The sequence below is a fragment of the Arthrobacter sp. 05T423 genome, assembly GCF_056396245.1.
Window position 1 is genome coordinate 39,105 of sequence record NZ_JBFTLC010000025.1, and the last position, 13,599, is coordinate 52,703.

7 protein-coding genes are annotated in these 13,599 nt (G+C 69.1%); 4 read left to right on the forward strand and 3 right to left on the reverse strand.

The genetic code is table 11. The features are described from left to right. Positions 1 to 99 precede the first annotated feature (99 nt). Together AC1DFE_RS17110 and AC1DFE_RS17115 are read left to right on the forward strand one after the other, a co-directional pair. Positions 100 to 2,064, forward strand: coding sequence for an alpha-amylase family protein (locus AC1DFE_RS17110; protein ID WP_476907070.1), 1,965 nt, complete (start codon positions 100 to 102; stop codon positions 2,062 to 2,064). Between the two features lie 307 nt (positions 2,065 to 2,371). After that, positions 2,372 to 3,058, forward strand: coding sequence for an alpha/beta hydrolase family protein (locus AC1DFE_RS17115; RefSeq protein ID WP_476907071.1), 687 nt, complete (start codon positions 2,372 to 2,374; stop codon positions 3,056 to 3,058). Between the two features lie 8 nt (positions 3,059 to 3,066). On the opposite strand, the gene AC1DFE_RS17120 is transcribed toward AC1DFE_RS17115, so the two are convergent. Beyond that, positions 3,067 to 5,247 (reverse strand): elongation factor G-like protein EF-G2, encoded by a 2,181-nt coding sequence (locus tag AC1DFE_RS17120; RefSeq protein ID WP_476907072.1) that lies wholly within the window; start codon positions 5,245 to 5,247, stop codon positions 3,067 to 3,069. A gap of 250 nt (positions 5,248 to 5,497) precedes the next feature. Between AC1DFE_RS17120 and AC1DFE_RS17125 the strand changes: the two genes are divergently transcribed. Further along, positions 5,498 to 7,627, forward strand: coding sequence for an amylo-alpha-1,6-glucosidase (locus tag AC1DFE_RS17125; RefSeq protein ID WP_476907073.1), 2,130 nt, complete (start codon positions 5,498 to 5,500; stop codon positions 7,625 to 7,627). A 77-nt stretch (positions 7,628 to 7,704) separates the two neighbouring features. Further along, entirely contained in the window at positions 7,705 to 8,736 is a 1,032-nt protein-coding gene (locus AC1DFE_RS17130; RefSeq protein ID WP_476907074.1) for a glycosyltransferase family 4 protein, read from the forward strand. 17 nt (positions 8,737 to 8,753) lie between these two features. Here the strand turns inward: AC1DFE_RS17130 and hrpB are convergent, their stop codons facing one another. Both hrpB and AC1DFE_RS17140 read right to left on the reverse strand, forming a co-directional pair. Beyond that, positions 8,754 to 11,498, reverse strand: coding sequence for an ATP-dependent helicase HrpB (gene hrpB / locus AC1DFE_RS17135; protein WP_476907075.1), 2,745 nt, complete (start codon positions 11,496 to 11,498; stop codon positions 8,754 to 8,756). 52 nt (positions 11,499 to 11,550) lie between these two features. Further along, the gene (locus AC1DFE_RS17140) at positions 11,551 to 13,260 is read right to left on the reverse strand and encodes an HNH endonuclease signature motif containing protein (protein WP_476907076.1); all 1,710 of its coding nucleotides are present in this window, start codon (positions 13,258 to 13,260) and stop codon (positions 11,551 to 11,553) included. Positions 13,261 to 13,599: the final 339 nt, after the last annotated feature.

Sequence of the window (13,599 nt, forward strand, 5' to 3'; positions counted from 1 at the left end):
AAACATCTGCCCCTCTCTGGGCACCGGCGGGGCCATCTGTAAGGATGAAACACACCGGGCGCCGCCAGGCGCAGCGCATTGTCGAAGGAGCCCCGTCCCATGGTTGAATCCGCCAGTCTGGACGCTACCCAGGGACCATCCGCCGCCCGGGAATCCGGTGAATCCCAGTCATCGCAGGCAGGCAACCGTCGGCTGCTCAGCAGGGTGGCCGCTCAGGCCGGCCTGGAGCCGGGCAGCCGGGACTGGATCGCGCTGGAGCAGCGCTTCGACCGCCACTTCCCCGACTTGTCGAGGCTGTTCCGCTCGCTGTACGGATCGCGGCCTGACGTCGAGGAGCAACTGACTGCCCTGGCGTTGGAGGTTGCCGGCTCCTGGAAGGAACGGCCCGCAGACCTGAAGGAGCTCGACGCCGGCCGGGAAGGCAACATGGACTGGTACCAGTCCAACCGCATGCTCGGCGGCGTCTGTTACGTGGACCGGTACGCCGCCGACCTGGAGGGGGTCCGCGCCCGAATCCCCTATTTCAAGGAAATCGGCCTCACCTACCTGCACCTGATGCCGTTGTTCCTGGCCCCGGAGCGCCTGTCCGACGGCGGCTACGCGGTCTCCAGCTACCGGGAGGTCAACCCGAAGCTTGGCACCACGGACCAGCTGCGGGCGCTCGCCGCGGAACTGCGCGCCAACGGCATCAGCCTTGTGGTCGACTTCATCTTCAACCACACCTCGAACGAGCACAAGTGGGCGCAGCGGGCCATCGAGGGCGATCCGCGCTACAGCGATTACTACTGGATCTTCCCGGACCGCACCATGCCGGACGCCTTCGAACAGAACGTGCGTGAAATCTTCCCGGAAGCCCACCCTGGCTCGTTCGTGCAGCTGCCCGACGGCCGGTGGGTCTGGGCCACGTTCCACACGTACCAGTGGGACCTGAACTACTCCAACCCGGAGGTGTTCCGGGCCATGGCAGGAGAGATGCTGTTCCTGGCCAACCTGGGCGTGGACATCCTGCGGATGGATGCTGTGGCGTTCATCTGGAAGCAGCTGGGGACCCCGTGCGAGAGCCTGCCCGAGGCGCACACCCTGCTGCAGGCCTTCAACGCCGTCTGCCGCTTGGCGGCGCCGTCGCTGCTGTTCAAGTCCGAGGCGATCGTGCACCCGGACGAAGTGGCCCGGTATATCGATCCTGCGGAGTGCCAGATTTCCTACAACCCCCTGCAGATGGCATTGACCTGGGAAGCCCTGGCTACCCGGAACGTGTCCCTGCTTGCCCAGGCCCTGGAGCGGCGGCACAACATTGCGCCGGGAACGGCCTGGGTGAACTACGTGCGGAGCCATGACGACATCGGCTGGACGTTCGCCGATGAGGACGCCGCCGAGTTCGGCATCAACGGCTTCGACCACCGCCGGTTCCTGAACTCCTTCTACGTCAACCGGTTTCCCGGCAGCTTCGCCCGCGGGGTGCCGTTCCAGGACAACCCGCGCACCGGCGACTGCCGCATCTCCGGCACCACAGCGTCTCTGTGCGGTCTTGAAGACGGTTCGGCTGAGTCCATCCGACGCGTCCTGCTGACCCACTCGGTGGCTTTCAGCACCGGCGGCATCCCCCTGCTCTACCTGGGCGACGAGGTGGGGCAGCTCAATGACTACGACTACACGCTGGAGGACGGCCATGACGGAGACAGCCGGTGGGTGCACCGGCCGCAGTTTCCCGCCGAACGGTACGCGAAGCGCCTGGACCCGGCCACGCCTGAGGGCGCAGTGTTTGCAGGGCTGCGGCGCCTGGCGGAGGTCCGCGCGGCAACCCCCGAACTGGCTGGCACCCGCCTGGTGCCGTTCGCCACGAAGAACACCGCCGTGCTCGGGTACCAGCGGCCCGGCGAAGGAACGGTGGTGCTGGCTCTGGCCAACTTCAGTGACGGGCCGCAGGTGGTGTCTGCGGAGACGCTGTCCGGATTTGCCGCCGAGGCTTTGGACCTGTTTTCCGGGGAACGGGTCCGGATCGACGAGGGGCTGGTACTGCGGCCGCAGGATTATGCCTGGCTCAGGGTAGTCCCGGCTTCCTGAGAACTCCCACTGGCTTCATCCAGGCTGAACGCCGCCGTGCCGCAGAAGGCCGCGACCACCATGGCAAGCAGAGCCGCGCCGAGCCTGCCTCTGCCGACGGTCAGGGGTGCAATGGGTCGGTACACGATCATGAGGGTTCCTCCTGGCGGTTGATATGCCGTGGCCGGTGAATCCGGCTTCTGCATCAACTGTCGGGCCCCGAGCTGGCTGGAGACTTTCGCCCGTCTGTGCCATTGCTGTGCATCACGACGCCGGCATCCATGCTTTACGTCCGAACCCGTTCGCCCGGATCGGGCATGATGGAGTCATGCCCACCGCTGATTCCCCCGTCACCATCGCCGTCGGCGACGGCCACGTCTCCGGCGCGTACGCGCGGCCGGCCAGTCCGTTCGCAACGCTGGTGCTGGCCCATGGCGCCGGCGCGGGCATGGAGCATCCGTTCATGCGCGGGTTTACGGGTGCGTTGAACGACGACGGCGTCGCTACCTTGCGCTTCAACTTCCCCTACCGCGAGGCAGGCCGGAAGTTCCCCGACCGGCCGCCGGCCGCGATTGCCACCTGGCGGGCGGCGATGGAAGAGGCGGCGGCCCGGGCGGCGTCCGCCGGGAAAGCCGAGCCGGTGTGGGCGGCCGGGAAGTCGTTCGGCGGCCGGATGGCGTCCATGGCGGTGGCAGAGGGCATGCCCGCCTCGGGTCTTGTCTACCTCGGCTACCCGCTGCACCCGCCGGGCAAGCCGGAGAAGCTCCGCGACGAGCACCTCTACGGGCTCGAAACCCCGATGCTTTTCCTGCAGGGAACCCGCGACACCTTCGCCACCAGGGAGCTGCTGGAAGGCGTGGTGTCACGCATCGGCCCGACCGCCACGCTGCAGTGGTGCGAGGGCGGCGACCACTCGTTCGCAGTTGCCGGAAACAAACGCACCGCCGAGGACATCGGCGCCTCCCTGGCGGCGCCGGTGGCCGCGTTTCTGCGCGCCAACAGCCCGGCCGGCTAGACCTGCGCTCAGGCGTTCGCTGCCGCCGGCGCCACGTTGCCCGGGACCGGTTCATGCCGCAGGTAACTGCGGCGGAACCGACCGGTGCCGGCGGTCAGTGCCCGCAGCTGGACGGCGTACCGCAGGAGTTCGCCGTCCGGGACCTCGGCGGTGACCTCCGTGGCGTCCCCGCCGGACGACGTCGTGCCCGTGAGCCGGCCACGGCGCGACGACAGGTCGCTCATGACCGATCCCACGTACTCGTCCGGGACGCTGATGGTGACGGCGGAGACAGGCTCCAGCAGCTGGATGCGTCCGGCGGCTGCAGCCTCTCGCAGGGCCAGCGCGCCGGCGGACTGGAAGGCGGCGTCCGAGGAGTCAACGCTGTGGGCCTTGCCGCCCACCAGGGTGACCCGGATGTCCACCACCGGGAAACCTGCCGAGACACCCTTCTGCATCTGCGCCCGCACGCCCTTTTCCACCGAGCCGATGAACTGGTTTGGCACCACCCCGCCCACGGTCTTGTCCACGAACTGGAAGCCCGCCCCGCGGTCGAGCGCCTCCACCTCGATGTCGCAGATGGCGTACTGGCCGTGCCCGCCGGACTGTTTGACGTAGCGGCCGTGCCCGGCGGCGGGCGCGGCGAAGGTCTCCCGCAGCGGCGTTACCACGGGCACGGTCTGCAGCTTCACGCCCTGGTCCCGCAGCCGGTCCAGGATCACCTCGCCGTGGGCCTCACCCATGCACCACAGGATCAGCTGGTGGGTTTCGGAGTTGCGTTCCACCCGGAGCGTCGGGTCGCCGGCGGCCACCTTGCCCAGGCTTTTGGCGAGGGCATCCTCGTCGCTGCGGGTGGCGGCCTCGACGGCCACCGGCATGAGCGGTTCCGGCATGTCCCAGGCGGTGATCAGCAGCGGGGCATCCTTCGCTGACACGGTGTCCCCCGTCTCGGCGCTGCCCAGTTTGGTGATGGCGCAGATGTCGCCGGCCACGGAGTACGGGACGGGACGCAGGCTTGCCCCCATTGGGGAGTAGAGGTGGGTGAGGCGTTCGTCGCTGTCGTGGTCCTCATGGCCGCGTTCGGCCAGGCCGCGGCCGCTGACGTGCACTGCGGAATCCTCGCGCAGCGTGCCGGAAAAGACGCGCACCAGGCAGACCCGGCCCAGGAACGGGTCCATGGTGGTGCGCACCACCTCACCGGCCAGCGGCCCTTCGGGATCGCAGGACAGCGGCCCGGCCGGTTCCCCGGCAAGGTCCGTCACGTCCGGCACGGCCCGCTCCTGGGGTGTCGGGAACGCCCGGGTCATCATGTCCAGCAGTTCGGTGATCCCCAGGCCCGTTTCTGCCGAGGTTGGCAGGACCGGGAAGAACGATCCGCGCGCCACTGCCGTTTCGAGGTCGCCCACCAGGACGTCGGTGTCAATATCCTCACCGCCGAGGTAGCGGTCCATCAGGGACTCATCCTCGCTTTCGGAGATGATCCCCTCGATCAGCGTGCCGCGCTCGGACTCCGCGGCGGCGAGCTCATCGGCACTCGCGTCCCGGACCGCGGGTTCCGGGGATTCGCCGTCGTACTCCGAGACGTGCCCGGACAGCAGCCCCAAGAGTCCCGTGGCCCCGCCGTCTCCGCTGACCGGGAGGTAAGCGGGGACCACGGACTGGCCAAAGGCACGCTGGCAGGCGGCCAGGGCGGCGTCGAAATTCGCCCGCGGGTGATCCAACCGGCTGATCACCACGGCCCGCGGCGTGTCCAGCTGGGCGCATTCCGCCCACAGCGCGGTGGTGGCGGCATCGATGCCATCCACTGCCGACACCACGAACAGCGCCGCGTCCGCAGCCCGCAGCCCGGCCCGCAGCTCGCCGGTGAAGTCCCCGTAGCCTGGTGTGTCCAGCAGGTTCACCTTCACGCCGTCGTAAATCAGCGGGGCCACGGAAAGGACCACGGAGCGCTGCTGGTGGATCTCCGACGGCTCCGCATCGCTGACCGTGTTGCCGTCAACGATGGAACCCATCCGCGGGATGGTCCCGGCGGCGGCGAGCAGGGCCTCGAGCAGCATGGTCTTGCCGGCCCCGGAGTGTCCCACCAGTGCGACGTTGCGGATGCCCTCCGGCTTGTCCACCGGCGCTCCGGCCGACGCGTCCGCCCGCCGGAGATCGGAACTGCCGCGGCCGGGACCCTTGCCCCGGCCATTAGTGCCCTTAACCGACATGACCATCTCCCGGCGTGCTAGTCGTGAGCCGCCACGCGGCCTTAGTAAGACGATTCGACACCTAAAGCTGCTCTTCAGCAAGGGGTCCGGCCCCTTCCCGGGGGTCCGGCGGCGCGGCGGCGCGGCTCTCCGTGGCCGGCCCCGGCGGTAAGCAATAAGCCGTTGCGGCGTCATCCCGGTAGGGGGACGATGGATAACGTGGCCGCACGGGCCGGCCCATGCCATCCGACTAGTCGCCAGGGAGCGGTCGATGAGTGCGTGGAATGAAAACATCGGTGCCGGATCATCCGGACTGACAGCGGTGACCGTGGTGGAAGGTTCTTCCTTCTGCATCTCCGCCGAGAGCGGGGACGTGTTTCCCGGCCAGCCGCAAGGCGCTTTCTACCAGGACACCCGAATACTGTCCCGCTGGCAGCTGACGGTCGACGGCGTTCCGCTGGAACCGCTGTCCGGCCAGACCCGGGAGCCCTACCGGGCAGTGTTTGTCGGCAGGCCCCGCGGGGCCAACGGAGCGGTAGAGAGCCCGCTGGTGGTGGAGCACAGCCGCCAGGTCGGGCCCGGCCTGCGCGATGACATCAAGGTCCACAACTATTCGGAACAGCCGCGGACCTGCCGGATCCAGATCAGGGTTGATGCAGACCTGAGCGACCTCTTCGACGTCAAAGGCGGAAAGGTGGTCCCGTCGGCCGAATACAGCCGGAAGGTCCGGGCGGACGCCCTGCAGATTGACGCCATGCGCAACAGCATCCACCGCGGCGTGGTCATCAGCGCCCCCGGCGCCACCGTCACCGAGGATGCCGTGACGTTCGACGCCGAGCTGGCTCCCCGCGGCGTGTGGACGGCCAGTGTATTCACCACGCCCGTAGTTGACGGCACCGGACCGGAGCAGCCCTTCACGCACGAGGCGGCTCTGCACGTGGGCGCCCAGCGCTACGCCGCCTGGGAAGAGCATGTTCCCCGGCTGACCGTGACGGACAAGAACGTGGAGAAGGTCCTGACCCGGAGCCAGGAGGACCTGGGCGCCCTCCGGATCTTCGACCCCGACCACCCCGGGCGCGCCGCCGTGGCCGCCGGCGCACCGTGGTTCATGGCCCTGTTCGGCAGGGACTCCATCCTGTCCTCCTACATGGCGCTTCCGGTGGATCCGAAGCTGGCGGCGGGGACCCTCCAGACGTTGGCCTCGCTGCAGGGAGAGAAGGTTGACCCGGACACCGAGGAGGAGCCGGGCCGGATCCTGCACGAGGTGCGGCTGGGCGTCACCGCCGGGCTGGCGCTCGGCGGCAGCCAGGCCTACTACGGCACCGCGGATGCGACGCCCCTGTTCGTGACGCTGCTGGCCGAGCTGGGACGTTGGGGGCTGGCGGGCGACCTGCTGGACTCGCTCCTGCCGCATGCTGACCGGGCCCTGGAATGGGTACAGCACTACGGCGACCGTGACGGGGACGGCTTCGTGGAGTACCAGCGCGCCAACGAGCACGGACTGCTGAACCAAGGCTGGAAGGACTCCTGGGACGGTATCAACTTCGCCGACGGCCGGATGGCGGAGGCCCCCATCGCACTATGTGAAGTGCAGGGCTACGTCTACAGCGCCTACCTGGGACGCGCGCTGCTTGCCCAGCAGCTGGGCGATGGAGAGACCGCGGCCAAATGGAACCGCCGGGCTGCCGACATCAAGGCTGCGTTCAACGAGAAGTTCTGGCTCCCCGAGCAGGAATACTTCGCCGTCGCCCTGGACAAGGACAAGCGCCGCGTGGATGCCTGCACCTCCAACATGGGCCACTGCCTCTGGGTGGGCATCGTCGACGCCGACAAGGCGCCCCTGGTGGCCGAGCGGCTCATGTCCCCGGAGATGTTCACCGGCTGGGGAATCCGTACGCTCGCCTCGGACATGGGCGCCTACAATCCGGTCAGCTACCACAACGGTTCGGTGTGGCCGCACGACACGGCGCTCGTGGCCGCCGGACTGATGCGGTACGGGTTCGTTGACGAGGCCACGCGCATTGCCACGGGGCTGTTCGACGCCGCGGAACAGTTCGACGGGCGGCTGCCGGAGCTCTTCTGCGGGTTCTCCCGCGAGGATTTCCCGGAGGCCGTCCCCTTCCCCACGTCCTGCTCGCCGCAGGCCTGGGCATCAGCGGCGCCGGTGCACCTGATGCGGACTCTCCTGCGCTTCGACCCACTGCTTCCCCGCGAGGAGGTCTGCCTGGCCCCGGTGCTGCCGGCGGGGTTCGGCAGCTTCCGCGCTGACAACGTGCAGATGGACCATTCCCGGATCACGGTGAGCGCCACCGGCAACGAAGGATCCATTGACGGACTGCCGGAGGGCATGACGGTGCTCAACCAGCCCCGGCCACCGCTGGAAAGGCTGATGGCACCCTAGCTTGCGGTCCCACCCATAACTGAATGGTCTCAGTGGTTAATCGGTCTCAGTACATCCGGACGACAAGGGAGCTGCGGATGCGTATCGGTTTAATTGCGGGGCCTTGGTATACGATTCCGCCGGCCGGTTACGGAGGCATCGAACTGGTGGTCGATGCCCTGGCCAGGGGATTTTCCAGGGCGGGCCATGAGGTGCTGCTCGCCGCGGCCGCCGACAGCACCTGCCCGGTGGAACGGCTTCCCGGGATGCGCGTCTCCGAACCCGACCTCGTCGGATTCACCTCCTCCGAACTGAGCCACGTCATCGACGCCTACGCCGGCATGGACGGCATGGTTGACCTGGTCCATGACCACACCCTCGCCGGGCCGCTCTACCGCGGCCGTCCGGAGCGGCTGCCAGTGGTCACCACCATCCACAGCGAGCTGACCCCTGCTTTCGCAGCCGTCTATGCCGCAGCGTCCCGGGACACAACCCTGGTCGCCATCTCCAAAAGCCAGGTCAGCAGCGCGCTGGCAGACCGTGTCGCGGCCGTCATTCCCCACGGCATGGAGGTAGCCGCAGTTCCGGTGGGGCACGGGCAGGGCGGCTATGCGTGTTTCCTTGGCCGGATGTGCCCCGACAAGGGGGTGGTCGAGGCCATCGAAGTGGCCCAACTGGCCGGGATCCCGCTGCGGATCGCCGCCAAAATGCGGGAACCCGCTGAAGTGCAGTACTACCACGACGTGGTGGAGCCGCTGCAGGGCCCGGACGTGGAGTTCCTGGGCGAGGTGGGCGGCGCGGACAAGTATGAACTGCTGGGTGCTGCCATGGCCCTGCTCAATCCCATTCAGTGGATGGAGCCGTTCGGGCTGGTGATGATCGAGGCGATGGCCACCGGCACGCCCGTTGTGGCCACACCAACGGGGTCAGCGCCAGAAATCATTGACGACGGCGTCAGCGGCTTCCTGGCCTCGTCACCGGAGGACCTGGCGCGCCTGCTACTGCGCACGGCGGACCTGGACCGCAGGACGGTACGTGCCCAGGCCGAAGAACGATTTAGCACCGAGCGCATGGTGGATGAACATCTGGCCCTCTACGCACGGCTGACCGGTGTGAGGTCCGCGCGGTAGTCACTTCTACGCGGTAGTCACTTCCGCGTGTTGGTCCGTGCGGTCGCCGTCGCGGTCCACGGGTCCTCGGGCCACGGGTGCTTCGGATAGCGGCCCCGCATCTCGGCGCGGACCTGCGCGTAGGGGCCAGACCAGAAGGAGGCGAGGTCGTCCGTGACGGCCAGCGGCCGCCGGGCTGGCGACAGCAGGTGAAACTGCACCGCCACCCGTCCGCCGGCCAGCAGCGGCGTCCGGTCCCAGCCGAAGCATTCCTGGAGCTTGACGGCGACCACTGGCCGGCCGCCGTCGTCTCCGGCCGCCGGGTAGTCGATCCGGACGCGGGAACCGCTGGGCACCTCCAGGAACTCCGGGACGAGCTCGCCCAGCCGGGCCGCATCGGGCCACGGGAGCAGCCGCCGCAGCGGGTCCGTCAGGTCAATGCCCGAGGTCGCGGCCCCGCCGGCCAGCGTCTCGAGCTCCGGGCCCAACCATTCGTCGAGCCGGGACAGCAAGGCCTGCTCAGACATGTCAGGCCAGGGATCGCCCAGTTCCCGGTGCAGCAGGGCGAGCCGACGGCGCAGCGCATCGGCCGCCGTCGACCATCCGATGGCTCCCAGCCCCTGCTCCGCCACCGCCCGGGCCACGGCTGCGCGGCCTTCGCCCGCGGACGCCCGGACCGGCGTGGACGAAAGCAAAATCGCGCCCAGCCGCCGCTCCCTGCGGGCAGTCACCCGGCCCTGGCTGAACGTTGCCTCCACGGAGTCGCCCAGCAGATGGGCTGCGGCGGCCTCGGCTGTGTCCGCCGTCAGCGGCGCGGCAGAGCGGATCACCGCGCCCGTTCCGGCGGCGTCCCGCCCGTCTGTGCGCGCAACCTCGGCCACGGCGAGCCATTCATGCCCGGCAAGCGGGCTGCCCGCGGGAAGCCCGGCCCGGGTGCCGGAGGCCAGCAGGTAGCGTTCCGGCCCGTCGCCGGGGACGCGGCGGCCCACCCGGTCCGGGAACGCCAGTGCCACCACCAGCCCGATCTGTTCGGCTGTTCCGGCCGGCACCGCGACAGCTGGAAGCCCGACGCCGGTTCCCGCCTGGCGTGCCAGGGTGTCCAGCCGCCGTGCCTCCTCGGCCCACCGCCTTGAGGCGGGATCCTTGCCCGAGCGGAGGTCGGACACCAGCCGGGGCAGGTCGGCTCCCGTAGCGCGCTGATCCCCTGCAACGGCGGCGACGACCTCCGCGGCCGTCCCGTAGCGCGCCGTCCCATGGCGCGCAGTTCCGTGATCCACGCGGGTGGCCGTCCGGTCACCTAGGAGCGCCGACCCGACCAGCAGGGCACGTCCCAGGCGGGGGTCGGCGGGGATACGGGCAAGGGCCTTGCCCAGCTCCGTGACGTGGCCGTCCTCCCCCACCGCGCCGAGCTCCCGCAGCACCTCGACGGCGTCACCCATCGCTGCCTGCGGCGGGGCATCGGGAAGCGCCAACCCGCGGCCGCCCGGCGAACCCCAGCAGGCGAGGATCAGGGCGGCGCCCGTCAGGTCGGACACGGCGATCTCGGGCGTCTGGTGCGCTGGCGCCGCCCCGAGGGTCTTCTGGTCATAGCAGCGGACCACCGTCCCCGGCCCCTGCCGCGCCGCCCGCCCGGCGCGTTGTTCCGCCGAGGCACGGGAGCAGGAGACAGTGACCAGGCCGGTCATACCGCGGCCGGCGTCGCGGCGCGGTTCGCGGGACAGCCCGGCGTCCACCACCAGCCGCACTCCGGGCACCGTCAGCGACGATTCAGCGAGCCCCGTGGAGACGATGACCCTGGCGGGATCGCCGGGTTTGCGGCCGGACACTGCACGGTCCTGGGCCGTGGGGCTGACCTGGCCGTGCAGTTCGAGGATTTCGACGCCGGGACCCACCCGGGTGCGCAGCCGGCCCGCCACATGGGACACCTCCCACGCGCCAGGAAGGAACACCAGCGCGTCGGTGCCGGCGTCGGCGGCAAGGGCTTCCGCGTAGGACGCCGCGGCCGTGTCCGCCACATGGTCCAGGAAGCCGCGGGTCACACCGCGTTCGTCCAGTCGCGCCACCGACGCCGGAACCCACGCCGTTTTCAGCGGGTGAAGAGCAGAGGGGCAATCGACGACGGGAGCCGGGCTGCCGTCATCGGCCTTCCCGCGTTCCTCTCCGCCGGTGTCCGCCCCGAGCAAGGCAGCAAACCGCGGCGCGTCCAGGGTGGCGGACATGGCGACCAGCATGAGGTCACCGCGAAGCTGGCGCACCTCGGCGAGCAGGCCCAGCAGCAGATCGGTCTCCAGGCCGCGTTCGTGCACCTCATCGAGGATGACGGCGGCAGTGCCCTCCAGGCCGGGATCGGCCAGCAGCCGGCGCAGGAGGATGCCCGGCGTCACGAACTCGATCAGGGTGGCGGGACCAGCCTGCCGTTCGCCGCGGACGGTGTAACCCACCCTGTCCCCCAGCTTTGTCCCGTCAAGGGAGGCGAGCCGCCGCGCGGCCGAGCGGGCGGCTACCCGGCGCGGCTGGGTCACCACGATGCGCGACTTTCCATCCCTGCTGGCAGCCTGCGCCAGGTTGGCGACCAGCGGAGGCACCAGTGTCGTTTTGCCGGTGCCGGGCGGGGCCTGGACCACTGCGGCGCCGCCGGCACCCTGCCTTCCCAGCACACCGGCCAGCTCCGGCAGAGACTCCGCAAAGACCAGCCCGGAGCCGATGGCCTGCAGGTTGAAGGGCGCGGAATGGGCCGGTCCGTCGTGTGGGGCGGCGTTTTGCGGGAGGGGCGCGGAGGTCACCCTTCCATTGTGCCGGTGGCAGCCGAGGGAACTGACACGGGCAGGCGCCTTCCTAGGCTGCTATGGATGACCAGTAGGGCCACGGATCCGCTGGCAGCCGTGGGGCAACGCCGTCGATATCCATCGGGCTCCCAACATCGGCAAGTTCGTCGGGAGGGTCCGATGCGTCGGGCCGGTTCGGTGGCATGGGCCAGTCTTCGCCGAGTGGCAGTTCCCGCCAGTCCTGGCCGGGCGGTGGTTCTGGCCAGGTAGGTGGTTCCCAGTCCTGATACTCCGCCGGGTAGGACCGTCCCTTGGGCGAGATCCATCCGGGCGGACTTTCCCGGGTGGCGCCGACCGGTCTCCATTGCGTGTTGTGTTTGAGCCGGTGGTGTCTGGGGCAGGTTTGGCCGAGGTTGGCGACGCCGGTGCCGCCACCCTCGGCCCAGGCGAGGATGTGGTCGGCGTCGTTGTCCAGGGAGTAGTTGTTGCAGTTGGGGAAGGTGCACTTGGCGTCGCGGAGTCGCAGCCATTGGCGCATCGGTTTCGTCAGCCGGTAGCTGGTGCGTCCGATCTCCAAAGGTGCCCCGTCCCGCGGGTCGGTGAGGACCCGGAGGAATGATGTTGCGCCGTCTGCGACGAGCCGGCGGGCCATCGACGGCGGGATCGGACCGTAGCCGTCGAGTGTGGCCGGTTCTTCGGTCAGGCCGAGCAGCGATAACGCCGGAACGGTGACCAGGACCTGCGCCGACGGCGACGGGACATCAACCGGAATCGAGCCTACGGATCCCTCCGGGACAGAACCCGTGGGCGGGGAAACTGCGGGGAGGAACCCACCAGTCGGCCTGGACCCGTTGGTCAGGTAATTTGTGGGCGGAGATCCTTCGGGAAGGGAGCCACCGGCCGGGGCAGGACCTGCAGCCCGGTCCTCAGGTCCGTCGTCAACCCGCGGACTCGGGCCGAGCAACCAGCTGGCGAAGGCATCCACCCGTAGCTGGGTCAGAGTGCGGGACTCGGTTGGGCCCTGTGCGGCGCGGGCTGCGGCGGTGGTGCTGTTCCAGATCCCGGCSGCCTGGTCCGCGGGCAGRTASGCCGACAGCCRGGCCATGCCGTCCCGGTCCKGAACRWACTCCAGCCGCCGGTCCTTCACACACTTGTGGTGGCGTCTTTCAATGCTGACCGGATGATGCCGCTCCCGCCAATACCGCGACTTCGCACGGAACCTCGCCGGAGTCAGCTCCCCGGCCGGGCAACCCCTCGCATACCCGGGCGTGTCCGCGTCCAGGAAATGCGCCTCAAACGCCGCAATAGCCGCCGGATCCAGCCCCTCGGTCTCATCGCACATGATCCGCGCATGCTGCCAAGAAATACTCCCCGACCCCAACGCGGCCAACGTCAACGGCCGGTCATTACTCAACATGGCCGACTCAACCAGCAACCGCTCCGACGCCCCCTCACTCACAGTCAGCGCCCCCGCAACCTCAGCAGTCAGGGACATCCGCCGGACAGTGCGGTCCTGCGCGGACCTATCAGGCCCTGCCAAGGCCTCCTCCGCCGCTGCGAAACCGGCGGTGAGACCCACCTTCACGGCCGCCAGACGGGCCTCCATCCTTGCCACCCCTGACAGCCCATCCAGGCACACGTCCGCCTGATCCCGCACTGGGTCCGCCTCATCGGGCAGCGGAGCCTGACCCGGATCAGCCGCCCGACGGAGCTCGGTGGCCAGCGAAAGAGCGGAGGCACTAATGGCCTCCAACGTCTCCGCAACTGCCGCGTTATCCATAGCCACAGCATTGCAGGGGGCTGTGACAATTAAGGGTGGAAAGTGCACCCGCCCGAGAACGAAAAACTGGGTAGCAGCACAGGGCGTTCCCAGCTCTGAGAACGCCCTGAGCTGCCACCTAGTTGGGCACGCCGCTACCTCCGGACAGCGCTACCTCCGGACGACGACGTCGTCGATGTAGGTGTCGCCCATCTGGCGAGCGTGCTCGGCTCCGAACTGGACCTTGCTCAGGCCCGTGCCGCCAAGAACAACCCTGTTGTTGGCGAACACCCGGGTGCCGTCTGCGATGAACCGAAAATCAGGCTGCTCGACAGCAGCAGCCCAAGGCTTCCGATCGTG